This is a genomic window from Streptomyces ruber (assembly GCF_014648075.1).
In the GTDB taxonomy this organism is placed as follows: Bacteria; Actinomycetota; Actinomycetes; order Streptomycetales; family Streptomycetaceae; genus Streptomyces; species Streptomyces ruber.
In genome coordinates, this window is record NZ_BMQK01000003.1 from 281,437 (window position 1) to 304,499 (window position 23,063).

At 72.6% G+C, this 23,063-nt stretch carries 25 protein-coding genes; 12 read left to right on the forward strand and 13 right to left on the reverse strand.

The window, feature by feature from the left end:
• Positions 1–217: 217 nt before the first annotated feature.
• Together IEZ04_RS09425 and IEZ04_RS09430 are read left to right on the forward strand one after the other, a co-directional pair.
• Complete coding sequence (locus tag IEZ04_RS09425; RefSeq protein WP_229820913.1) at positions 218–1,453, forward strand: hypothetical protein; 1,236 nt, start codon at positions 218–220, stop codon at positions 1,451–1,453.
• 114 nt (positions 1,454–1,567) lie between these two features.
• The gene (locus tag IEZ04_RS09430; protein ID WP_189216275.1) at positions 1,568–3,076 is read left to right on the forward strand and encodes a hypothetical protein; all 1,509 of its coding nucleotides are present in this window, start codon (positions 1,568–1,570) and stop codon (positions 3,074–3,076) included.
• A 1-nt stretch (position 3,077) separates the two neighbouring features.
• Here the strand turns inward: IEZ04_RS09430 and IEZ04_RS09435 are convergent, their stop codons facing one another.
• Positions 3,078–3,968 carry a LysR family transcriptional regulator gene (locus IEZ04_RS09435; RefSeq protein WP_189216276.1) on the reverse strand — a complete coding sequence of 297 codons (891 nt, stop codon included), beginning with the start codon at positions 3,966–3,968 and terminating at the stop codon, positions 3,078–3,080.
• 151 nt (positions 3,969–4,119) lie between these two features.
• Here IEZ04_RS09435 and mgrA point away from each other — a divergent pair, with 151 nt between their 5' ends.
• A complete protein-coding gene (mgrA, locus tag IEZ04_RS09440; RefSeq protein ID WP_189216277.1) occupies positions 4,120–5,118 on the forward strand; it encodes an L-glyceraldehyde 3-phosphate reductase in 999 nt (332 codons plus the stop codon).
• Between the two features lie 73 nt (positions 5,119–5,191).
• Here the strand turns inward: mgrA and IEZ04_RS09445 are convergent, their stop codons facing one another.
• Positions 5,192–5,575, reverse strand: coding sequence for a nuclear transport factor 2 family protein (locus IEZ04_RS09445; RefSeq protein ID WP_189216278.1), 384 nt, complete (start codon positions 5,573–5,575; stop codon positions 5,192–5,194).
• Positions 5,576–5,961: 386 nt separating this feature from the next.
• Here IEZ04_RS09445 and IEZ04_RS09450 point away from each other — a divergent pair, with 386 nt between their 5' ends.
• Complete coding sequence (locus IEZ04_RS09450) at positions 5,962–6,372, forward strand: hypothetical protein (protein WP_189216279.1); 411 nt, start codon at positions 5,962–5,964, stop codon at positions 6,370–6,372.
• Between the two features lie 100 nt (positions 6,373–6,472).
• On the forward strand, positions 6,473–6,931 hold the full coding sequence (locus IEZ04_RS09455; RefSeq protein ID WP_229820914.1) for a helix-turn-helix domain-containing protein: 459 nt from the start codon (positions 6,473–6,475) through the stop codon (positions 6,929–6,931).
• 34 nt (positions 6,932–6,965) lie between these two features.
• On the opposite strand, the gene IEZ04_RS09460 is transcribed toward IEZ04_RS09455, so the two are convergent.
• On the reverse strand, positions 6,966–7,568 hold the full coding sequence (locus tag IEZ04_RS09460; protein WP_189216631.1) for a ClpP family protease: 603 nt from the start codon (positions 7,566–7,568) through the stop codon (positions 6,966–6,968).
• Between the two features lie 2 nt (positions 7,569–7,570).
• Positions 7,571–8,221, reverse strand: a complete 651-nt coding sequence (locus IEZ04_RS09465) for an ATP-dependent Clp protease proteolytic subunit (protein ID WP_189216280.1) — start codon at positions 8,219–8,221, stop codon at positions 7,571–7,573.
• Between the two features lie 198 nt (positions 8,222–8,419).
• On the opposite strand from IEZ04_RS09465, the gene IEZ04_RS09470 reads away from it, so the two are divergent.
• Both IEZ04_RS09470 and IEZ04_RS09475 read left to right on the forward strand, forming a co-directional pair.
• Entirely contained in the window at positions 8,420–8,914 is a 495-nt protein-coding gene (locus IEZ04_RS09470) for a VOC family protein (RefSeq protein WP_189216281.1), read from the forward strand.
• Between the two features lie 85 nt (positions 8,915–8,999).
• On the forward strand, positions 9,000–9,977 hold the full coding sequence (locus IEZ04_RS09475; RefSeq protein ID WP_189216282.1) for a TerC family protein: 978 nt from the start codon (positions 9,000–9,002) through the stop codon (positions 9,975–9,977).
• Here IEZ04_RS09475 and IEZ04_RS09480 read toward each other — a convergent pair.
• The 4 genes from IEZ04_RS09480 to IEZ04_RS09495 form a co-directional block, all read right to left on the reverse strand.
• Positions 9,919–10,914 (reverse strand): SGNH/GDSL hydrolase family protein, encoded by a 996-nt coding sequence (locus IEZ04_RS09480; protein ID WP_189216283.1) that lies wholly within the window; start codon positions 10,912–10,914, stop codon positions 9,919–9,921. The genes IEZ04_RS09475 and IEZ04_RS09480 overlap by 59 nt on opposite strands.
• Positions 10,915–11,037: 123 nt before the next feature.
• Positions 11,038–11,673, reverse strand: a complete 636-nt coding sequence (locus IEZ04_RS09485; protein WP_189216284.1) for a thioredoxin-like domain-containing protein — start codon at positions 11,671–11,673, stop codon at positions 11,038–11,040.
• A 93-nt stretch (positions 11,674–11,766) separates the two neighbouring features.
• Positions 11,767–12,213, reverse strand: a complete 447-nt coding sequence (locus IEZ04_RS09490; protein ID WP_189216285.1) for a hypothetical protein — start codon at positions 12,211–12,213, stop codon at positions 11,767–11,769.
• An 89-nt stretch (positions 12,214–12,302) separates the two neighbouring features.
• A complete protein-coding gene (locus IEZ04_RS09495; protein WP_189216632.1) occupies positions 12,303–13,319 on the reverse strand; it encodes a zinc-binding alcohol dehydrogenase family protein in 1,017 nt (338 codons plus the stop codon).
• 165 nt (positions 13,320–13,484) lie between these two features.
• Here IEZ04_RS09495 and IEZ04_RS09500 point away from each other — a divergent pair, with 165 nt between their 5' ends.
• On the forward strand, positions 13,485–14,282 hold the full coding sequence (locus IEZ04_RS09500; protein WP_189216286.1) for a VOC family protein: 798 nt from the start codon (positions 13,485–13,487) through the stop codon (positions 14,280–14,282).
• Positions 14,283–14,347: 65 nt separating this feature from the next.
• Positions 14,348–15,061, forward strand: coding sequence for a ribonuclease H family protein (locus tag IEZ04_RS09505; RefSeq protein ID WP_189216287.1), 714 nt, complete (start codon positions 14,348–14,350; stop codon positions 15,059–15,061).
• A gap of 74 nt (positions 15,062–15,135) precedes the next feature.
• Here IEZ04_RS09505 and IEZ04_RS09510 read toward each other — a convergent pair whose 3' ends face one another.
• The 3 genes from IEZ04_RS09510 to IEZ04_RS09520 form a co-directional block, all read right to left on the reverse strand.
• Complete coding sequence (locus tag IEZ04_RS09510; RefSeq protein ID WP_189216288.1) at positions 15,136–15,588, reverse strand: SRPBCC family protein; 453 nt, start codon at positions 15,586–15,588, stop codon at positions 15,136–15,138.
• A 75-nt stretch (positions 15,589–15,663) separates the two neighbouring features.
• Entirely contained in the window at positions 15,664–16,341 is a 678-nt protein-coding gene (locus IEZ04_RS09515) for an AIM24 family protein (RefSeq protein WP_189216289.1), read from the reverse strand.
• Positions 16,342–16,397: 56 nt separating this feature from the next.
• Positions 16,398–17,306: a LysR family transcriptional regulator ArgP gene (locus IEZ04_RS09520; protein WP_189216290.1), complete on the reverse strand. Its 909-nt coding sequence runs from the start codon at positions 17,304–17,306 to the stop codon at positions 16,398–16,400.
• 77 nt (positions 17,307–17,383) lie between these two features.
• Here IEZ04_RS09520 and IEZ04_RS09525 point away from each other — a divergent pair, with 77 nt between their 5' ends.
• From IEZ04_RS09525 to IEZ04_RS09535, 3 genes are all read left to right on the forward strand, one after another.
• Positions 17,384–18,001 carry a LysE/ArgO family amino acid transporter gene (locus IEZ04_RS09525; RefSeq protein WP_189216291.1) on the forward strand — a complete coding sequence of 206 codons (618 nt, stop codon included), beginning with the start codon at positions 17,384–17,386 and terminating at the stop codon, positions 17,999–18,001.
• 104 nt (positions 18,002–18,105) lie between these two features.
• On the forward strand, positions 18,106–19,467 hold the full coding sequence (locus tag IEZ04_RS09530; protein WP_373296280.1) for an MFS transporter: 1,362 nt from the start codon (positions 18,106–18,108) through the stop codon (positions 19,465–19,467).
• An 80-nt stretch (positions 19,468–19,547) separates the two neighbouring features.
• Entirely contained in the window at positions 19,548–20,516 is a 969-nt protein-coding gene (locus tag IEZ04_RS09535) for an aldo/keto reductase (RefSeq protein WP_189216293.1), read from the forward strand.
• A 72-nt stretch (positions 20,517–20,588) separates the two neighbouring features.
• Here the strand turns inward: IEZ04_RS09535 and IEZ04_RS09540 are convergent, their stop codons facing one another.
• Together IEZ04_RS09540 and IEZ04_RS09545 are read right to left on the reverse strand one after the other, a co-directional pair.
• Entirely contained in the window at positions 20,589–21,830 is a 1,242-nt protein-coding gene (locus IEZ04_RS09540) for a polysaccharide pyruvyl transferase family protein (protein WP_189216294.1), read from the reverse strand.
• A 158-nt stretch (positions 21,831–21,988) separates the two neighbouring features.
• Entirely contained in the window at positions 21,989–22,867 is an 879-nt protein-coding gene (locus IEZ04_RS09545) for an SDR family oxidoreductase (RefSeq protein WP_189216295.1), read from the reverse strand.
• Positions 22,868–23,063: the final 196 nt, after the last annotated feature.

Below are 23,063 nucleotides of genomic sequence, written 5' to 3' on the forward strand. Positions count from 1 at the left end.
CACATCTCTTGACCCCCGGGGTCGGCGTTGCCACACTCGGCGCCGCCGTAGAAAACGCTTGCTGCGCCACCCCCCACCTCTCGTCGCGGCACCGTGATGCCTGTTGCCGCAGGTCATGCGTGCGCCCACGGTGCATCGACACACGTCGAACGGGGTTCGACGAGACGAACAGGGCGGGGACCGGCAGGCGTGCCACCCCCACCGAGGAGACAACGTGATGGGACGCAGAGCCGCAGATCGTCCGATCGACGCCCCCCGTGCCACGGACGCCCGCGCGGGCCGCGGGCGGCGGGCCGGTGCCATCGCCGCCTGTGCCACCGCCCTGTTCACCGGGGCGGCCGTGCTGACGGCCCCCGCCAGTGCGGCACCCGCCCCCGCCGCCTCGCCGCAGGCCGCCGCGGCCGCCTGCGGCGAGGGCTCGTACCAGGCGGAGGCCGTGCTGAGCGGCAGCACCTGGACCGCCCGGCGCGGCAGCAGCACCGTGTACACCGGCACCGACATGCGCGCCGCGATGCAGGCGGCCATCGGCAGCCTGACCGCGAACCGGACGTCGAAGGAGCGCGTCGTCGTGCGTGGCTCGGGCACGATCGGCGCGGGATCGCGGGTCTCCCTGCCGAGCTACACCGTGCTCGACGTGTGCGGCACGATCAACGTCACCGGCAGCGGTTCCGGCGACCAGGCGCCGGTCTACTCCCGCGGCACCCGGGACGTCGAGGTGCAGCACCTGAACGTCACCGGCGCCCCGCTCTACGGGATCTTCATGCGCAACGTCCAGAACGTCGTCCTCGGCCAGATCGACATGCGCCTCTCGCGCGGCCTGGGCGTGCGCATCGACAACCGCGGCGACACCAGCCAGTGGACGCGGAACGTCCGGATCGACGACGTGTACGTCTCCGGCGCGAGCAGCCACGCGGTCGAGACCTACGGCGTGGACGGCCTCACCGTCGGCACGGTCACCGCCCGCAACGTGGGCGAGTCCGGCCTGCTCCTCAACCAGACGATCAACGCCACCGTCACGAAGGTCGACGCGGACGGCGCGGGCGCCGGCACCGGGTACGCGGCCTTCCGCATGGCCAACCGCAACGGCCGGACCGGCAGCTCGTACCCCACCAACATCCGCGTGGGCGAGGTGATCGCGCGCGGCGGCGGACGCGGGGTGTTCTGCGTGTCCGAGAGCGGCGGCGCGGTCATCGACCGGGTCAACCTCTCGGGCACCGGCAACAACGCGATCCTCGTGGAGAACTGCTACAACGTGAACATCGCCGCCCAGAGCGGCACCGTCACCGGCGGCGGCGAGATCCGGCTCGCGGCCCGCTCGGAGTTCCCGAACAACTCCGACATCACCATCCAGAACCTCACGGTGACCAACTCCGCGATCCGCGAAAGTCCCTGCGGCACCAACACCACCTTCCGCAACAACAGGCTCGTCAACAGCAGTCAGAGCATCTGCTGAACCGTCTGCTGGGCCGGATGGCGCAAGGTCCCGGCCATGGTGGGGCGTCCACCTCGCACACCCCGGCCTGTTCGACTAATTTGTCCATGTTTCATGTCGGCGGAGGGGTGGACGATGGTCAGCGGTTCGGACGCCACACTCGCCGGTGCGCGGCACCCCGGCCGGCCCGTCGTTCCCGACACGTCCTGGCGGGCGCGCGGCGAGGGGTGGCTGTGGGCCGTGGCCGGGGCCTTCACCGCGGCCCAGCTCGTCCTCGTCCGGCCGGGCCTGGGCCTCGGCTGGGACGAGTCCGTGTACGTCAGCCAGGTGAGCTCCGACGTCCCGGCCGCGTACTTCAGCGCCCCGCGCGCGCGAGGTGTGTCCTGGCTGGTGGCGCCGGTCGCCTCCTGGTCGTCGTCGACCCCGCTGCTGCGGGTCTACCTGGCCGTGCTGTCCGGGCTGGCCCTGTGCCTGGCGCTGCGCGCCTGGCGGGGGCTGTTCCCGGCCCGGGTGCTGGCCGGGGCGGGCGCCCTGTTCGCCACCCTGTGGGTGACGCTCTTCTACGGCCCGCAGGCCATGCCCAACTACTGGGTGGCCATCGGGGCCCTGGTGTGCGTCGGCTGCTTCCTGCGCGCGGGGGACGACCGCGGCGGCCGGGCCGCCCTGTGGGGCGTGGGCGGCGGCGCCGCGCTGATGGCGGTGATGCGCCCCACGGACGCGGTGTGGGTGACCCTGCCGCTGCTCGCCGTGCTCGTGTGCGTACCGCGCCGGCGGAATCCGCGGCTGCTCGCGGTGCTCCTCGCCGGACTCGCCGGGGGAGCGGTGCCCTGGGTGATCGAGGCGTACACCGCGTACGGCGGACTGCGGCAGCGCCTGTCCGAGGGGTCCCGGGTGCAGGGCGGCCTCGGCTGGAACATCGCCGTCGACGACCAGCTGCGCAGCCTGGGCGGACGCGCCCTGTGCCGGCCGTGCACCGGGCCGCCCGCCGACCTGGCGGTCACCCTCTGGTGGTACGCCTTGCCCCTGCTGGCACTGCTCGGCCTGGTGGTCGCCGTCAGGGCCCGGCGCGCCGAGACCACCCTGGTGCCCCTGGCGTGCGCCGTCACGGCGGCCGTCCCGTACCTCCTGCTGATCGGGTACGCCGCCCCGCGCTTCCTGCTGCCCGCCTACGCGCTGCTGTCCCTCGTGGTCGCCGACGCGCTCGCCCACCTGCTCACGGCGCCGGGCCGGACGTGGCGGCCGGTGGCGTGGACACTGGTGCCGCTCGCGCTGGCCGGGCACCTCGCGGTGCAGTACGCCGTGCTGGAGCGGACGGTCACGCGCACCGCCGCGAGCCGCGAGAACTGGGCGCGCACCGCCACGGAACTGCACCGTCTCGGTGTCCGGCCGCCCTGCCTGGTGACCGGGCACACGGCGATCCCGGTCGGCTTCTACGCCCGCTGCGCGTCCGGCAACACCCAGGGCAACAACGCGAACACCACCCCCGCCGAGATCCTGGACACGGCCGGGCGCATCCCGGTCGCCGCGCTCACCGCGCCCGGGGGGACCCCGCCCTCGTACGCCCGCGACTGGCCCCGCCACCGGCTCGGCCCCTTCGACGTCTACACGGCTCCGGCCGGGCCCCGCGGTGGCGGAGCGGGCTGAGTCAGCGCTGCCGCGTCCGGTCGTCCAGCAGCCGCATCAGGGCCCGGGCCGCCGGGCTGGTGTCCTGAAGGGGCGGCAGCAGAGCCACCGTCTCGTACTCCGTCCCGCCGGTGCCCTTCAGCGGCAGGGCCGCGAGAGTGCGCCGCTTGTGGCGGAAGTGCCGGGGCACCACCGCGACGCCGAGGCCCTCGTCGACCAGGTCCAGCAGCGTGTGCACGTCGTTGACCTCCAGCGCCACCGTCCGGTGGACGCCCGCGGAGACGAAGGCGGCGTCGGTGGTGCGGCGCGGTCCCCAGTCCGGATGGAAGTCGACGAAGGTCTCGCCGGCCAGGTCCCGGGGCGTCAGGACGGCTCCGGCCGCCGCGAGGCGGTGCGCCGGAGGGCAGAGCACGACCATCGCCTCGCTGGTCAGTGACACGGACCGCAGCTGCTCGTCGTCCGCCCGCGTGCGCACCCCGAAGGCGAGGTCGAGCCGGCCCGCCGCGACCTCGTCCGCCAGCGTGCCCGCCCCCGCCTGCCGCAGCCGCACCTCCACGTCCGGATGCTGCCGCCGGAACGCGGCGAGCAGACCGGCCACGTGCACCCCCGCGAGGCACTGCTCGGCGCCCACGGACAGCGTGCCCCGCAGGACGCCCTGCACCGCGGCCACCGCCTCGTGCGCGGCCCGCACCCGGTCGAGGATCCGCTCGGCCTCGTCGAGCAGGGCGCGCCCCGCCTCGGTGAGCGTCACCCGGCGCGTGGTGCGCACGAACAGCGGTGCCCGCAGCTCCCGTTCCAGGGCGCGCACCGAGGCGGACAGACCCGACTGCGAGACCATCAGGCGCTCGGCCGCCCGGGTGAAGTGCTGCTCCTCGGCGACGGCGACGAAGTACCGGAGATGACGGAGTTCCACGATTGAGAAGCCTAGGCGCTGAATCCCATCCGATTCTCCTGTTGGACCGCTGGCCACCGGCAGGCCAGAGTGAGCATCCGGCACCTGGCATCCGGCACCTGGCATCCGGGCGTCCGGCACTGGTTCGTCCCATCCTCCCGAGGAGTACGCGTTGTACACCGCACACCCCGACCGTTACGCGGACATGCCCTACCGGCGCACCGGACGCAGCGGACTGAAGCTGCCCGCGCTGTCGCTCGGCCTGTGGCACAACTTCGGCCCCGACCGGCCCGTCACGACCCAGCGCGCCATCCTGCGCCGCGCCTTCGACCTCGGTGTCACGCACTTCGACCTGGCGAACAACTACGGCCCGCCGCCCGGCGCCGCCGAGTCCGCCTTCGGCGAGGCGCTGAGGGACGACTTCGCGCCGTACCGCGACGAGCTGGTGATCTCCACCAAGGCGGGCTACCTCATGTGGCCGGGCCCGTACGGCGAATGGGGTTCGCGCAAGTACCTGCTGTCGTCGCTCGACCAGAGCCTCTCGCGCATGGGCCTGGACTACGTCGACATCTTCTACTCGCACCGCCCGGACCCGGAGACTCCCCTGGAGGAGACGATGGGTGCCCTGCACTCGGCGGTCCAGCAGGGCAAGGCGCTGTACGTCGGCGTCTCCAACTACTCGCCCGAGCAGACCCGCGAGGCCGCCCGCATCCTGGGTGAGCTGGGCACCCCGCTGCTGATCCACCAGCCCCGCTACTCGATGCTCGACCGCCGCCCCGAGGACACCGGGCTGCTGGACGTCCTTCAGGAGCTGGGCGTCGGCTCGATCGTGTTCTCGCCGCTGGAGCAGGGGCTGCTGACGGGCCGTTACCTCGACGGCATCCCGGCGGACTCGCGCGCCGCGGGCGACAGCCCGTTCCTGAGCGCGGACAAGGTCACCGAGGACCTCGTACGGCAGCTGCGCGAGCTGGACGACATCGCCAAGTCCCGCGGCCAGTCCCTCGCCCAGCTCGCGCTGTCCTGGGTGCTGCGCGGCGGCCGCGTCACCTCCGCCCTGGTCGGCGCGAGCAGCCCCCGGCAGCTCGAGGACAGCGTGGCGGCCATCGGCAACCTGGACTTCGACGCCGAGGAACTGGCCCGCATCGACGCGGTGATCAGGACGGCGGGTTAGGGTCCCCGCCCGTACCGGAGCGCCGGGGTCCGCCGCCTGCCGCAGGGGGGCGGACCCCGGCGCTCCGGGCGTGCTACGCGGCCCCGGACGGCACCCGGTCGAAGAACCCGTACACGCTGCGGATGCGCCCCTCGTCGTCGAGCGTGATCACGTCGAAGCCGACGACCGGCGCCGGACCGTCGCTCCCGTCGGTCAGCTCCCAGTTGAAGCGGGCGACGTGGTGGTGCCCGTCGACGGCACCGGCGAGGCGGAAGGTGAAGCCGGGGAACTGCTTGTGCGTCGCGGTGATCACGGCCGCGAGCTCCTCCCGGCCCCGGACGTCGGCGATCGGGTCGGTGTACGTGCCGTCCTCGGCGAAGACGTCGGCGACAGCGGAGTCCAGCTCCTCCGCGCCGGCGTTCCAGACGGCCAGATAGCGGGCCACGACGCTCTCGTGACGCTCCGTGCTCATGGACATGGTCGGTCAACCCCCAGGCGAATCGTCGGTGGGCGGCGCGAGCCGGATCGTGCGCCGGCGTGTGCCACCGTGAGCCAGTGCCACCACTGTGCCGGGGGCGTGCGGTGACGTCGATTACCTCGCGGGTCATGTGACCGGATCCGAGGCGGGCCGTGACCAGGGGACCCGTGTTGTTCCGGCCAGTCGGCGGGGCTTATGCGTCCGGAGACTGGCTTGAAACATGTGGTTACGGAGTGTCAGGAGTGGCGATACTCGAAATGCAGGGCGCTTGAGCCATGAACCACCCGCATCACCGTGCGTGATCAACTCATCGCCCGACGTGTACGACAACCTGGGCGCAAACGTACGGAGCCGGATCGGCGGTCGGCTGCGATGGGGGAGCGAACGTGCACGACGAATTCCTGTGCCATGTCACGGCGTACGGGATGTGCGGCGGCCGGCGTGTGGGCGTGCCGCTGGGGACGTACCGAGCCCCCACCCTGGCCCTCGCCCTGTGGTGGATGCGCGACCGCGCCCTGTGGATCGCCGAGCGGCTCGACCCGCGCCCCGGCAATCCGCACTACCCCCCGAACGCGATCGTCCCGGTGGCGGACGGCGTTCCGGACGTCCCCGGCGTCCTGCGGGCGTGGAGCGGTAACGTCACCGAACAGGAGTACGTCGCCGAGGAGTTGGCGGCCGGCAACCTGGTCCGCGTCGCCACCAGTGACGACACCACCGAGTACGAGCTGCTCGCCGAGTCCGTCGACGCCCTCCGTATGCAGCGCACGGCCCAGGCGATCAGCACTCCTGCCGCCTGACCCGGCGGCCGGCCCGGAGATTCCGGCCACGCTGCGGCCGTTCCCTGAGAGCGGAACGCGATCCACTTCCCCCGGCGCCCTCGGCTCCTAGGCTGGAGAAGTGAGCGATCAGAGGAGCCAAGCGCCGGACGAAGCCCGTGTTCTCCCGCTGCGCCCGGCGGGTGCCGGACACCCCGCCGGACAGCCGGCCGCACCTCCCACCGGGGAACCCGCCAGGGAGCCCCTGTGGCGGGACCTCGTGGGTGACGTGCTGCGGCGGGAACGGCTCGCGCAGGAGCGCACCCTGAAGGACGTGGCGGAGGCGGCGCGCATCTCGATGCCCTACCTCTCGGAGCTGGAGCGGGGCCGCAAGGAGGCCTCCTCGGAGGTGCTCGCGGCCGCCGCCCGTGCCCTCGGGCTCGGCCTCGGTGATCTGCTCGCCCGCGTCCACGGCGAACTGGCGCGGCAGACGAGGGCGCGCGCCCTCACGAGCACCGTGCGCCCGGCGCCCGCGCGGACGGCGGCCGGCCGGACCACGACCGCCACGTCCTCGTACGACGGCCTCTGCCTGGCCGCCTGACCGGGGGTCCCGGCCGGGGCCGGGACCCCCGCCTCTAGACGCCCACGAGCCGTCGGCTCAGTACCTCGTCGGCCAGCCCGTACGCCACGGCCTCCGCGGCGGTGAAGACCTTGTCCCGGTCCATGTCCGCGCGGAGCGCCGCGACGTCGTGGTGCGTGTGCCGGGCGAGGACCTCCTCCACCTGGGAGCGGATCCGGACCATCTCCTGCGCCTGGAGGGCCAGGTCCGAGACCGTTCCCTGGCGGCCGCCGCTCGCGGGCTGCCCGAGCAGCACGCGCGCGTGCTCCAGTACGAAGCGCCGGCCCGGGTCGCCGCCCGCGAGCAGCACGGCCGCCGTGGAGGCCGCCTGCCCGACGCAGAAGGTGGAGATCGGCGCCTGGACGAACGTCATCGTGTCGTAGATCGCCATCAGCGAGGTGAACGATCCGCCGGGCGAGTTGATGTAGATCGCGATCTCGTTCTCCGGCGCCGCCGACTCCAGGTGCAGCAGCTGGGCGATGACGACGTTGGCCACCCCGTCGTCGATCTCGGTGCCGAGGAAGATGATCCGCTCCGACAGCAGCCGGCTGAACACGTCGTAGGACCGCTCGCCCTGCGGAGTCCGCTCGACGACGTGCGGAATCGTGTACGAGCCCATGGTCACAGCCCCATCCTGCGTCGTGTCGTGGCCGGCCGTACCGAGTCCAGCGAGGTGACGACGTGGTCGACCATGCCGTACTCCTTGGCCTGCCCGGCGGTGAACCAGCGGTCGCGGTCGCCGTCCCGGGAGATCGTCTCCGGACTCTGGCCGGTGTGCTCGGCGGTGATCCGCTCGATGGTCCGCTTGGTGAACTCCAGGTTCTCCGCCTGGATCTCGATGTCCGCGGTGGTGCCGCCGATGCCCGCCGACGGCTGGTGCATCATGATGCGCGCGTTCGGCAGGGCGTACCGCTTGCCGTGCGTGCCCACGCTGAGCAGGAACTGGCCCATGCTCGCCGCGAAGCCCATGGCCAGCGTCGACACGTCGTTCGGGATCAGCCTCATCGTGTCGTAGATGGCGAGCCCCGCGTGCACGGAGCCGCCCGGGCTGTTGATGTACAGGCTGATGTCGGTGTGCGGGTCCTCCGCCGACAGCAGGAGCAGCTGGGCGCAGATCCGGTTGGCGGATACCTCGTCGACCTGTGTGCCGAGGAAGACGATCCGCTGGGCGAGGAGTTGTGCGGCCAGATGGTCGTCGAACCGGGAGGGCGGGGTGTCCCCCTCCTCGGCCCGGGGTGCCGCCGGGCCGGCGGCGATGCGAGACGGAGTCATCGGTCCTCCAGGTGGGTCGTGGTGCCGTCCCGTCCACTCTGTCCCGGCGACCCCTCCGACATGGGGTTCCTCTGCCTGCGGCAGATTCGCCACGGGCAGAGCGGACAGGGCGCGGAGAAATCGTCCGCGCGAGCGATGAGTCAGGGGGCGCGGCCCGGTCTGTACGGGTGACGACACTTCCGCCCCGAGGAGGCACCCGTGACCGCGTACGGATTCACCACCTGCCTGTGGTTCGACGGCCAGGCCGAGGAGGCCGCCGCCCACTACGTCTCGATCTTCAAGAACTCCCGGCTCGGGCACGTGACCCGCTACACCGGGGACGCCCCCGGGGATGCCCCGGCCGCGCGCGCCGGCTCCGTGATGACCGTCGAGTTCGAGGCCGACGGGCAGAAGTTCGTCGCCCTCGACGGCGGCCCGCAGTTCACCTTCAGCGAGGCGGTCTCGTTCCAGATCCACTGTGCGGACCAGGACGAGGTCGACCACTACTGGAACAGGCTCACCGAGGGCGGCGAGCCCGGCCCCTGCGGCTGGCTGAAGGACAGGTACGGGGTGTCCTGGCAGGTCGTCCCCGTCCGGTTCCTGGAGATGGTCAAGGACACGGACACGGAGAAGGTGGCCCGGGTCACCCGTGCCATGTACTCCATGAGCAAGCTCGACCTGCCCGTACTGGAGAGGGCCTACGCGGGGGAGTAGCGAGAGGTGTCGTTCCCGGGGTCTGGGTGGAAGTGATGCGGGCACCAGAAGTGCTGACAGCCGCCCCACAGGCCCCGGAGGAACCGTGAACGTCTCCCTGACCGGCTGGGTACTGAGCGCCGCAGTGCTCTGCGTGCTCGTCGCCATCGACTTCTTCATCGGGCGGAGACCCCACGACGTGTCGGTCAAGGAGGCCGGTGTCTGGTCGGCCGTCTGGATCGCCCTGGCCCTCGCCTTCGGCGTCGGCCTCTGGGCCGTCGCCGGCGGCGGCCCGGCGGGGGAGTTCTTCGCCGGTTACATCACCGAGAAGTCGCTGAGCGTCGACAACCTCTTCGTCTTCGTGCTCATCATGGCGAAGTTCGCGGTGCCCTCGCAGTACCAGCAGCGCGTGCTGATGGTCGGGGTCATCATGGCGCTCGTCCTGCGCGCCGCCTTCATCGCGGCCGGCGCGGCGATCATCTCCACCTTCTCCTGGGTCTTCTACCTCTTCGGTGCCTTCCTGATCTGGACCGCCTGGAAGCTCGTCCAGGACGCCCGCAAGGGCGGTCACGACGAGGAGTACGAGGAGAACAAGCTGCTCAAGACCATCGAGCGGCGCTTGGGTGTGGCCGACCGCTATCACGGCACCAAGCTGTGGATCGAGGAGAACGGCAAGCGCGTCATGACGCCGATGCTGGTCGTGATGCTCGCGATCGGCTCCACCGACGTGCTGTTCGCGCTCGACTCGATCCCCGCCATCTACGGGCTGACGCAGGACCCGTACATCGTCTTCACGGCCAACGCGTTCGCCCTGATGGGCCTGCGTCAGCTGTACTTCCTCATCGGCGGGCTGCTGAAGCGGCTGGTGCACCTCTCGTACGGGCTGTCGATCATCCTCGGCTTCATCGGCGTCAAGCTGGTGCTGCACGCGCTGCACGAGTCCGGCGTGCACGTGCCCGAGATCGGTATCCCGTTCTCGCTGGGCTTCATCGTGCTGGTCCTCGCGGTGACCACCGTGACCAGTCTCAGGGCGTCGAAGAAGCAGGCGAGGGAGCGGTCGGAGGAGCAGGGGACCGGCGTGTGACGTCGTCCGCGACGGCCTGGGCGATCGCGCGGGCCATGCGCAGTGTCCCCGGGGAGCGGACCGGGCACGGACGGGGCGCCGACGGCATCGGCGCCAGGCAGAAGTGCAGGTGGTCGTCGTCGCGGTGCAGGGCCGCACGGCCCGGACCCGGCCCGGTGCAGTACTCGGGGTGCTCCCGCTCGTACTCCGTGCACGGCAGGTACTGCGCCCAGGTGTAGCGGGCCGAGGCCGGGCTGACCGCCGCGCCCGCGTCGGCGACGAGATCACCGGAGGCGCCCGCCTGCCTCTCGTAGACGGCGTTGACGCGGCGCACCCGGTCCGGGGTGACCGGGTCGGGGCCCTGGAGCACCCAGACGACACGCGGGCGCCCGGCACCCCCGGCACCCCCGGCGCGCCCCGCGTCCGCGATCTGCCGCGTCAGCCGCTCGGCGTCGGCCGCGTACCGCGTGACGTAGGCGTCCTTCGCCCTGTCGTGGGCGACACCGTCCATGCAGGGCGTGTAGCCCCACGCGTTGCCCCAGAACTGCAGCACCACGTAGTCGGGGCGCAGCGCGCGGACCAGGGCGGCGGCCTTGTCCCGCGCGGGCACCAGCGATCTCGCGGCGGTGCCCTCCAGGTAGTCGCACAGGGTGGTGCCCGAGTAGGGGACGGCGCGGTAGCGGGCGCCGACGGCGTCGCGCAGCTCCCGCCCCAGCACCTCCTGGTTCTCCATGGCGAGGGAGTCGCCCAGGTAGAGGACCACGGGTGCCTTCGCGGGGGCGGCCGCGCGGTCCGGGGCCGCGCCGGAGGCCGGCGCCGCCCCGGACGGGGACGGGAGCGCGGCCCCGCGGTGCGTGACCGTCGGACCGGCGGGCTTCCCGTCCCCTCCGCTCGGGTCCCCGCAGGCACCCAGCAGCGCGCAGGCCAGTACCAGACCCATGATCCGCGGCTTGCGCATACGGCCACTCCCGTCCCCGGCCACCCAACGGCTCCCAGCAGGCAAGCACAGCCGCGCCCACGGGCGGAAGAGACACGACGGACACGGGGGCACCCGGCCGGTTCGGCGGGCGCCCCGGCGGCCTCAGACGGCCAGGCCCCCCGTGCAGGCGGCACCCGGCTCCGGCGTCTGCTCGCCCTGCACGTACGTGTCGAGGAACCGCTGGATCCGCGCGTCGGACGCCGAGTCCACCTTCAGCTGATGCCCCCACGCGCTGAGCACGATCGGTGCGGACTGGTCCTCGTAGGGGCTCATGAACGTGTACGTCGTCCGCCGTACCCGGTCGGTCAGCTCCTCGACGTCGGCCTCGGCCGCCGTGTCGTTGTACGTGACCCAGACGGCGCCGTGCTCCAGGGCGTGCACGGCGTTCTCCTCCGGCAGCTTTGTCGTGTAGACCTGCTTGTCGCAGTTCACCCAGATCTGGTTGTGGTCGCCGCCGACCGGCGGGCTCATCGGGTAGTCGACCGTCGTGGTCACATGGTTCTGGGACAGGTCCGACCAGGTCTGCACGCCGTCGATCGGTGCTGCCGCCGCCTGTTCCCGCTGCTCGGCGGCGTCGAGCAGGTACCACCCGCCGCCGGCGAGACCCGCGATGATCACAGTGGCGGTGCCGATCGTGAGCAGCCGGTTGCGCCGCTCGCGGGCCCGCTCGGCGCGGCGGAGCTCCTCGATACGGGCGCGGCGCGCCGCGGTCTTGTTCCTGTGGTTCGACGAACCCATGGCATGTCCTTCTCCCCGCCGTGCCGTCTCGTCCGGCAGGGCGGTGCTGCGGTGGTCTTCGGGTCGGATGCGCGGCCGGAGCGGCCGGGCTGTCTAGACCCGGAGCAGCTGGAGCTGGTGGAGATCGGGAGGGCGGGCGGCGCCCGGTTCCCGGGACGGGCCGACGGACCGGCCGACGGGGCCGTTCACGGGCTGCCCGGGCGCGGTGGAGCGGTCCGCCCCGACGAGCGGCGCCTGCGCCGCCACACCGTGGTGGGCCGGCCCGTGGCAGTGGTGGCCGCCGGGGTCCTCCTCGCAGGGCTGCCGGCCGGCGTGGTGTGCCGGGCCCGCGGCCGCACGCATCTCCGAACCGGTCGCGTCCACCGTGGACGCCGCTGACACCGCTGCCGCCGGGGCCGCGCCCCCGGTGGCCCGCTCCGTGGGCGCGTCCACGCAGAACAGCGCGAACGTCGCCGACACCATGAGGAGGACGAGCAGCACCCGCCCCCACGGGGTCCGGGCACGCGTCGGCGCCGTACGGCGGATGCGGGGACCGGACACGGGACGCCTGACGACTCGGGGGGACACGGAAACAGGCACAACAGTACGAGCGCGGCTGAAAGTACCAGACCCGGACCGGCGGCCGACGGTCAGTGCCGGGCCGGCGGCTCGTTCACCAGCACGGCCGCCCCGTCGAAGCGCCCGGCCTTGAGGTCCCGGAGGGCACGCAGCGCCTCGGACAGCGGGTACGTGTGCGTCGTCGCCCGTACGCCGTACCGGGCCGCCAGGGCCAGGAACTCCCGCGCGTCCGCACGGGTGTTGGAGGTGACGCTGCGCAACTCCTTCTCCTGGAAGAGCTCGCTCGCGTAGTGCAGCGGAGGGATGTCGCCGAGGTGGATGCCGGCGACCGACAGCACCCCGCCCCGGTCCAGCGCCCGCAGCGCCACCGGCACCAGCTCCCCGGCCGGAGCGAACAGGATCGCGGAGTCCAGCGGCTCCGGCGGCGCGGCGTACGCCCCCTGCGCGGACGCGCAGCCGAGCTCCAGCGCGAGCCGACGCGCACTCTCGCCACGGGTCATCACATGCACGGTCGCGCCCTGGGCGAGCGCCACCTGTGCGCACAGGTGGGCGCTTCCGCCGAACCCGTACAGTCCGAGCCGTCCGCCCGGCGGCAGCGACGCCCGCAGCAGCGCCCGGTACCCGATGATCCCGGCGCACAGCAGCGGCGCCGCCGCCACGTCGTCGACCTCCTCCGGCAGCCGGTGGGCGAACGCCGCCGGCACCGTCGTGTACTCCGCGTACCCGCCGTCCGCGTCCCAGCCCGTGTACTCCGAGGCCGGGCACAGGTTCTCGGCCCCGCGCGCGCAGTACCGGCACGAGCCGTCCGTGCGCCGCAGCCACGCCACCCCCACCCGGTCGCCCGGCGCGTGCCCGCGGACGTCCCCGCCCATCCCGGCCACCACGCCCACGACCTCGTGACCCGGTGTCACCCCGGGGCGGCGCACCGGCAGATCGCCCTCGCTCACGTGCAGGTCGGTCCGGCACACGCCGCACGCGCGGACCCGCACGAGCAGCTCGTCGGCGCGCGGCACGGGTACCGGCCTCCCGGTGAACCGCAGCGGCTCGCCCTCGACGGGCCCGGGCCGCACCACTTGCCACGCACGCATCATCAGGGACCTCCCCGGCCTCTCCGGCCGCCCCGTCACCGGCGGGGTTCCCGTGCCGGACACCAGTCTCGTGCAGTCTGTCCATCCGGGCACGGCGCCGTCCCGGCCTGGCTAGCGTGAAACAGGACAGCAGAACCATCCTTCGAAGCGAAGAGAGCCGCAGCCATGGCCGTACCACCCGAGGGAACCCCCTGCTGGGCCGACGTGATGTCCCGTGACGCCGAGGAGGCGAAGAGCTTCTACGGCGACGTCCTCGGCTGGACGTTCCGCGACCTGCAGACCGACTACGGCACCTACACCCAGGCCTGCACCGGCGGCCACGCGGTGGCCGCCGTCGTGCCGCCCATACCCGGCCAGGAGGAGCGGGCCGCCTGGTGCGTCTACCTCGCCTCCCCGGACGTCGCGGCCACCGCGGCCCGCATCCGTGAGCACGGCGGCGAGATCCTGCTGGAACCGATGCGCGCCGACGACCTCGGCGCCATGCTGCTGGCCCGCGACCCGGGCGGCGTCGTCTTCGGCGTCTGGCAGGCCGGCACCCACGAGGGCTTCGGCACGACGGGCGTGACCGGCGCCTACTGCTGGTCGGAGATCTTCACCCGCGAACCCGGGAAGTCGGACGCGTTCTTCCCGGCCGTCTTCGGCTACCGGGCGAAGCAGCTCGACGACCCGGAGGTGGACTTCCGCCTCTTCGACGTCGACGGGGACACCGTCCTGGGCCGGATGCGGATGCCGGACGACTTCCTGCCCGACGTGCCGCCGTTCATCAACCCGTACTTCGCCGTGGAGGACTGCGACGCCACGGTCGCGAGGGCGACCCGGTGGGGTGCCGTCTCGCGGTTCGGCCCGGCGGACAGTCCGTTCGGCCGCTTCGCGACGATCGGCGACCCGCACGGCGCCCTGTTCTCCGTCATCGACCCGGACACCGCGCGGGGCGAGATCCCGAAGGCGCACGAGGTGGCCTGACCACGCGCGTACGGGGCCCGTCCGGCCCGCGGGCCCCGTGGGCCGGACGGGTGTCCGCGCATGGCATGATCGGTGCCATGCTGGAACGTGTAGTGGCCGCCTGTGACGGGGCGTCGAAGGGCAATCCCGGACCGGCCGGCTGGGCCTGGGTGGTCGCCGACGGTACGGAGACCCCCGACCGCTGGGAGGCCGGCCCGCTGGGCAGGACCACGAACAACGTCGCGGAACTGACCGCCCTGGAACGACTGCTCACGGCCGTCGCCCCGGACGTCCCGCTGGAGATCCGGATGGACTCGCAGTACGCGATGAAGGCCGTCACCACCTGGCTGCCCGGCTGGAAGCGCAAGGGCTGGAAGACCGCCTCCGGCAAGCCCGTCGCCAACCAGGAACTGGTCGCCCGCATCGACGAGCTGCTCGCCGGCCGCTCGGTGGAGTTCCGCTACGTCCCCGCCCACCAGGCCGACGGCGACCGCCTCAACGACTTCGCCGACCGTGCCGCGAGCCAGGCGGCCCTCGTCCAGGAACCCGCGGGCAGCGCCCTCGGCTCACCGGAGCCGCCGCCCTCGCCCGACACGCCGTCGGCCGCCACCCGCCGCGTCCCCGCGGCGCGGTCCGGCAAGCCGGCCGCCCGTCGCGGCTCCTCGTCACGCACCCTCAAGGCGAAGTTCCCGGGCCGCTGCGTCTGCGGCCGTTCGTACGCCGCGGGGGAGCAGATCGCCAGGAACGACCAGGGCTGGGGCCACCCGGAGTGCCGTACGGCGGGCCGGGCGGAGGCGTAGACCGACGAGAGGAGGGCGGGGAGCGCGTGGCACGCTCCCCGCCCTCCTGCATCGACCGGCGTCGAGCGGGACGGTCACTCCACGGTGCCGCGCCACTCCCCGGTCTCGCGACCCCGCTCCTCGATGTACTCCTTGAAGCGCGCCAGGTCCCCCTTGGCCTGCCGCTTCACGATGCCGAGCATGTCGCCGACCTTCTCGGTGACGCCGTGGGGCTCGAAATCCATCTGGAGCATCACCTTCGTGCGCCCCTCGCCGAGGCGGTGGAAGGTCACGACGCCGGCCTGCCGGGCCTCGCCGCCGACCGTGGTCCACGCGACCCGCTCGTCGGGCTTCTGCTCGGTGATCTCCGCGTCGAACTCCCTGCGCACCCCGTCCACATTGGTCACCCAGTGCGTGAGCGTGTCGGAACGCTGCTCGATCTTCTCCACCCCGCTCATGAAGTGGGGGAAGGACTCGAACTGCGTCCACTGGTTGTACGCCGTCGTCACCGGGACCTCGACCTCGACGGACTCCTCTACCTGCGACACTGCTTCCTCCTAGGGTGCGGATACCTCACGTTCGCCGTGCCCGGGTACCCGCGCGCCCCGGCGTGAACCCCCGGATCAGGCCTGCTGGGCCTTCTGCGGCGTCGCCTCGCTCGGCCGTACGACGACGAAGCCCTCGCCCTCCAGCTTCAGCTGCACGGCCTCCCCGGAACCCCCGCGGATCATCGAGCCGAAGGACTGCGACCGGTGCAGCGAGGTGCTGAGCCGCGCCGTCCAGCCCACCACGGCGTCGGTGTCGACGAACACCGGCTGGTGGTGCGAGACCGGGATGACGAGCGGGGTGCCGTCGCAGACCAGTCCCAGCCTGCCCTGCCCGGTGAAGGAGCTGTTGAACAGGCCGCCGCCGGTGATGCCCGCGCCCTTCACGGTCTTGATCTCGTACGCCAGGGTCGCGTCGAAACAGAGCACGTTGCGCCCGTTGACGGTGAACACGTCGCCGGGCTCGACGTCCACGACGAAGCAGTTCTGTGCCTCGTGCGCGAACCATGCCTCGCCCTGCCCGCGGACCGTCATCAGCGGCAGCCCCTCGCCGGTGACCGCCCGCTTGAGCATGCCGCCCACGCCCTGGCCCTTGCGTTCGAACTGCAGACTCCCCCGGTGGGCGATCATCGACCCCTGCCGCGCGAGCATCTCGCCGTCGACGACGTATCTGATCGACTTGGCGTTCTGCACGCTCATGCCCGGTGCGGAGGCCGGCTGTACGAGGTGCTCGCCCGAGAAAAGATCACTCTTCATGCGGGCATGGTGTCCCGGAGCGAGCGGTTCCGCCAAGCCGGGGCCAGAGGCCGGTCTCAGGGGTCGAGCGCCTCCGCCGCCGTGGCCGCGACGGCGTCGGCGACCGCGGTGAGGGCGGGGGAGTCGAGCCTCCACTGCTGCCAGTACAGCCGGACCGTGACGTCGCGGTCCGGCGCCAGACGCACCAGCCGGCCGGCGCGCAGCAGCGGCTCGGCCTGCGCCGCGGGCACCATGCCCCAGCCCAGTCCGGCCGTCACGGCGGTGACGAACCCCTCCGAGGTCGGCATGAGGTGCCGTCGCGCGCTCGCCCGGCCGCCGTGCCGCAGCTCGCGGACGAACGCGTCCTGGAGGTCGTCGTGGCGGTCGAACGTCACCACCGGCGCGTCCGCGATCACCTCCCGCAACGGCACGTCCCGGCCCGCGCCGAACCACCGCCCGGCGAAGGCGGGCGCGGCGGCGGGCACGTACCGCATCCCGCCCAGGGCGCGTACGAGGCATCCGGCCACCGCGTCCGGCGAGGAGGTGACCGCGGCCATCACCAGCCCCTCGCGCAGCAGCTGTGCCGTGTTGCTCTCGTCCTCGCGGTGCAGCTCGTAGGAGGGACGCAGCCCGTCGGGCACCCGGGTGAGGGCGGGCAGGAACCACGTCGCGAGCGAGTCCGCGTTCACGGCGATCGAGAGCCGGGCGGACTCCGCGGAGCCGTCCATGCCGAGCGCGGCGTGCGCGTCCTGTTCCAGACGGGCGAGCTGGCGGGCGAACCGGGCGATCACCTCTCCGGACTCGGTCGGCCGCACCGGTCTGGAACGGACCAGCAGCACCCGGCCCGTGCGCTGTTCCAGCGCCTTGACCCGCTGGCTGACCGCGCCCGGCGTGACGTGCAGAACGCGGGCCGCCGCGTCGAACGTGCCCTCGTCCACCACGGCGAGCAGGGTGCGGACCAGGTCGAGGGGGAGTTCCCGCATCATGAGAGCATCACGAGAACTAAGGGTACGTAAGAATCCTTAGCTGTACTGTTGTCCCGCGCCGATCTAGCGTCGAGCGGGTGAACAGCGCAGTGACCGCCGTCGCAGCCGGGTTCGGCACCGGCCTCTCCCTGATCGTCGCCATCGGCGCCCAGAACGCCTTCGTCCTCAGACAGGGCATCCACCGGGACGCGGTGCTGCCCGTCGTGGGCATCTGCGCCCTGTCCGACGCGGTGCTGATCGCGCTCGGCGTCGGCGGTGTCGGCGCCGTCGTGGTGGCCTGGCCGGCGGCGCTGACCGCGGTGAGCGTGGTCGGGGGAGTGTTCCTGCTGGTGTACGGAGTGCTGGCCGCGCGGCGCGCGCTGCGGCCCGCCGGGGCGCTGCACGCACAGCCCGGCACGACGACGTCACGCCGCCGGGCCGTCCTCACCTGCCTCGCGCTGACCTGGCTCAACCCGCACGTCTACCTCGACACGGTGGTCCTGCTCGGCTCCCTCGCGGCCGACCGCGGCGACCTGCGCTGGACCTTCGGTCTCGGGGCCGCCCTCGCCAGCCTGTGCTGGTTCGCCGCGCTCGGGTTCGGCGCCCGGCTGCTCAGCCGCACCCTGGCCCGGCCGTCGGCGTGGCGGGTGCTGGACGCCCTGGTCGCGGCGACCATGTTCGTCTTCGGGAGCACGCTGATCGCCAGGGCGCTGTAGGGCGTCGTTCCCGCTCACCGGCCGCGTACCGGATTTCGTACCGTCCGCCGACTGGGGGATAGTGGCTCACGAACAGAAAGATGTATCGAGCAACCAGGATGTCCGTGGACACGAGCGACACCAGCGGGACGAGCGGGAAAAGCGTCACGGGAGGGAACAGCGTCACGAGCGGGACGAGCGCCGGCAGGACCGACGGCGCACCGCGTGACCCGGGGGCGGAGGCGCCCCCTGTCCGCGGGTGGCGCCGCTGGGCGATGGACACCCGCCCGCTGCGCCGTCCCGCCTACCGCCGGCTGTGGACCTCGACCGTCGTCACGGCGGTCGGCAGCCAGCTCACCGCCGTCGCGGTGCCCAAGCAGATCTACGACATCACCGGCTCCTCGGCCTGGGTCGGCTACGCCGGCCTGGCGGGCCTGCTGCCGCTCATGGTGTTCGCGCTCTGGGGCGGCGCGGTCGCCGACAGCATGGACCGCCGCACGCTCCTGCTGATCACCAACACCGGGATCGCGGTCACCTCGCTGCTGTTCTGGGTGCAGGCGTATCTCGGGCTCGGCTCGGTCCCGGTACTGATGCTGCTGCTCGCCCTCCAGCAGGCGTTCTTCGGCCTCAACTCACCCGCCCGTACCGCCTCCATCGCCCGCCTGGTCCCCGCGGCGGAACTGCCCGCGGCCAACGCGCTCGGCTCCACCGTGATGCAGACCGGCCTCGTGGCCGGCCCCCTGCTCGCCGGGGCCCTGATCCCCGTGGTGGGTCTCGCGGAGCTGTACCTGATCGACGCCATCGCCCTGTGCGCCACCATCTGGGCGGTGTACCGGCTCCCGGCGCTGCCGCCGCTGGGCCAGGCGGGGAAGCGGCGGGCCGGGTGGCGGGAGGTCGTCGCGGGGTTCCGCTACATCTCGCTGCACAAGGTGCTCCTGCTGTCCTTCCTCGCCGACATCATCGCGATGGTCCTCGGCATGCCCCGCGCCCTCTTCCCGCAGCTGGCCGCCGAGACCTACGCGCCCTACGGCGAGGGGCTCGCGCTGGGCCTGCTGTTCGCGGCGATCCCCGTGGGGGCCGTGCTGGGCGGGCTGTTCTCGGGCACGTTCTCCCGGGCGCGCCGGCACGGGCTCATGGTCATCGCGGCGGTGATCGCCTGGGGCGTGGCCATCACGGGCTTCGGGCTGAGCGGCAGCCTGTGGATCGCGGCCGCCTTCCTCGTCGTCGCCGGAGCGGCCGACATGGTCTCCATGGTCTTCCGCGGGGCGATCCTGCTGTCGGCCGCGACCGACGAGATGCGCGGCCGGATGCAGGGCGTGTTCACGGTGGTGGTCGCGGGCGGACCCCGGCTGGCCGACGTGCTGCACGGCACGGCCGGCTCGGCGCTCGGCCCCCGCGCGGCCGTCGTGGGCGGCGGCCTGCTCGTGGTGGCCGGCACGCTGCTCCTCGCGACGGTGACACCGGCCCTGCGGCGCTACCGCGTCTGAGCGGTGCCGTCCCCGTTCCCCTCCTGCCACCCCCGTACGCTGCACCTCAGGTGCACCACCCGATGACAGGAGGCGTGACCATGAAGTACGTGAAACTCGGTGCGACGGGGCTGGACGTGTCCCGGATCTGCGTCGGCTGCATGAGTTTCGGGCAGCCCGACCGCGGTCCGCACAGCTGGACCCTGGACGAGGAGGCGTCGCTCCCGCTGATCCGCCGCGCCCTGGACGCCGGGATCAACTTCTTCGACACCGCCAACGTCTACTCCGACGGCACCAGCGAGGAGATCGTCGGCCGGGCCCTCGCCAAGTACGCGCGCCGCGACGAGATCGTCCTCGCGACCAAGGTGAACGGCGCCATGCACCAGGGCCCCAACGGCCACGGCCTGTCCCGCAAGGCGATCATGACGGAGATCGACAACAGTCTGCGCCGGCTGGGCACCGACCACGTGGACCTCTACCAGATCCACCGCTTCGACCCCGCCACCCCGGTCGAGGAGACGATGGAGGCGCTGCACGACGTCGTCAAGGCGGGCAAGGCCCGCTACATCGGGGCCAGCTCGATGTACGCGTGGCAGTTCTCCAAGATGCAGTACACCGCGGGGCTGAACGGCTGGACGCGGTTCGTCTCCATGCAGAACCACTACAACCTCCTCTACCGCGAGGAGGAGCGCGAGATGCTCCCGCTCTGCGCGGACCAGCGGGTCGCCACGCTGCCCTGGAGCCCGCTCGCCCGCGGCCGGCTGGCCCGCGCGTGGGACACCGACACCGAGCGCAGCCGCACCGACGAGTTCGGCAGCACCCTCTACCAGGAGGGCGACCGGGAGATCGTCGACGCCGTCGGGCGCGTCGCCTCGGCGCGCGGCGTCCCGTACGCGCAGGTCGCCCTCGCCTGGCTGCTGCGCCAGGACACCGTCGCCGCGCCCATCGTCGGTGCGACCAGGCCGAAGCACCTGGACGACGCGATCGCCGCCCTCGACCTCGAACTCACCGACGAGGAGGCCGCGGGCCTCGAACGGCCGTACACCCCGCACGCCGTCAGCGGCCACTGAGCGGGTCCGGGGGACGGCGGTGGGCGGCGACATCCCGATGCCGCCGCCCACCGCCGTCCCCCGGACCTCACCTCACGGGGCCACGCCCGCCTTCCGCGCCCCGCTCCGGACGACACCCCGCGCGCACAGGTGCGTCACCTTCACCGCCCCCGCCGCGCCGCCGTCGATGGCGTCGAGCAGGTTCCCGCAGCGCACACAGGTCTCCCGAGCCTGCTCGCACAGCTGCTGGACACGGCCCCGCAGCTCGCCCCGCCGCTGCGGGAACTCGTCCCACAGCCGGTCCACCTCCGCCAGCAGCAGCCCGGCCTGCTCCCGGGCCACACCCACGAGGCCCGGCGCACCCGTACGGCGCGCGAAGTCGAAGACCTTCCCGGCGTACGGCAGCGGCAGCACCGGCAGCCCCGACAGGGCCGCGAAGATCAGGAAGTGCAGCCGCATGCCGACGGCCAGGTCCAGATGGCGCATGAAGCCGAGCACCTGGCCCGGACTGTACGAACCGTGCAGGATGCGCCCGCGGTCCGGTGCGCTCATGTGGGACAGCACGGCGTGCGCGTGCCGTACGTCGTGGCGCTCCATCGGCATGAACACCACATGGGCGTCCAGCCGCCGCACCAGGAAGTCCGCCACGTCGGCGAGGAGCGCGTGGTAATCGCCCTCGTCCAGCTTCTCCGCGGCCCGGCCGGGCTCGCGCACGGACATCCCCACCAGCCGCCGCCCGCCGGGGATCCCCTCGCCGAGCATCATCCGCGCGGTGAACGGCTCGGCGGACAGCAGCAGGGCGGGGTCGGCGGTGACCGTGACGTCCCGCTCCAGGCCGACCTCCTCCAGGACGAGCCGCGACTCCTCGTCCCGGACCACCACGTCGTCCATGGCGTGCAGGGCGGTGCGCACCGCCTCCCGGTCGTCGGGCTCGCGCAGCGGGCCGGCCCCGACGGCGTACGCGAAGGTGCGCACGCCCTGGTTCTGCGCCGCCCGCACCAGACGCAGATAGCGGCGCGCCTCGCCGTCGTAGAGGATGCCGCCGCCGCCCAGCACCAGCAGGTCCAAGCCGGCCAGGGCGTCCAGCACCTGCCGCTGGGCGACGTTCTCCCAGGCCACCACCTCGTCGGCGGAGCCGTGGTGGGCGCGGGTGTGCTCGGCGTCGCGGCTGAAGACGATCAGCCGGGCGTCCGGGCGGTGGGCCCGCAGGCAGCCCAGCACGCACGTCAGAATCGATTCGTCACCGATGTTGAAGCCGCCGTAGGAGCCGAGCACGCCGATGCGCAGGGCGCGCGGTCCGGAGCGGATGTGGAGCTGCTGCACTGTGAGGGTCATGCGGCCCTCCCGTCGCGTCGGAGTCGGACGGTGCCCGGGTTGCCTGCGGAGCCGGAGCGGAAACACGCATTCCGGTGTCGGCCGTCCGACAGTCGGACGGCCGACACCGGAATGCCCACCGTTCGGCCGGGCCGGGACCGTCGCCGGGTGCCCGACCGCTACGGGAGGGGTGTGCCGCCCGTCGCGTTGACGATCTCCGCGGTGATGTAGGAGGCCTCCTGCGACGCGAGGAAGACGTAGGCCGGGGCCATCTCGGCGGGCTGGGCCGGCCGGCCGATGGGGGCCTGCTTGCCGAACTCCGTCGTGTCGGGCATCGTCGCCGGGATCAGCGGCGTCCACACCGGGCCCGGCGCGACCGCGTTGACGCGGACGCCCCGCTCGATGACCATCTGGGCGAGCCCCTTGGTGAAGTTCGCGATACCGGCCTTCGACGTCGCGTAGTCCAGCAGATGCGGGCTGGGCTGGTACGCCTGGACCGAGGTCGAGTTGATGATGCTGCCGCCCTCACGCATGTGCGGCAGCGCGAACTTGGACAGCCAGAACAGGGCGTACAGGTTGGTGCGCATCACCCGGTCGAACTGCTCGGTGGAGATCGACTCGATGCCCTCCGGCTGCGACATCTGGTACGCGGCGTTGTTGACCAGGATGTCGATGTGGCCGAACTCCTCGACGGCACGGTCGATCAGGGAGCGGCAGTTCTCCTCCTCGCGGATGTCGCAGGAGACGGGCACGGCACGCCGTCCCGCGTCCTCGACCCAGCGCGCGGTCTCCTGGGCGTCGTCCTTCTCCGCGTCCAGATGGGTGAAGAGCACGTCGGCGCCCTCCCGGGCGAAGGCGATGGCGACCGCCCGCCCGATGCCCGAGTCACCGCCGGTGATCACCGCCTTGCGGCCCTCCAGCCGGCCGCTGCCCCGGTACGACTCCTCGCCGTGGTCCGGCGGCGGGTCCATGGGGCCGGTCCAGCCGGGGTGGGGCTGTTCCTGGTCGGGGAGGTCGGGCTGCGGGTGCTGCTCGGTGGGGTTCTGCTGATCGTTCACGGATGGCTCCCTCGTGCGCCTCTCGTACGGGTCTCAAGGGCCTCGTGCGGCGGGACCGGTCGGGTCCCGGCCTCGGCCCGGCTCCAGTACCCGGCAGAACCCCCGCCACACGCGGTGCGGCGGCGATTTCCCGTCTCTCCGGCCGCCCGACCAGCAGTTCCCATGATCGTCACGTCTTCGCAGGCGTGCCGTGGCG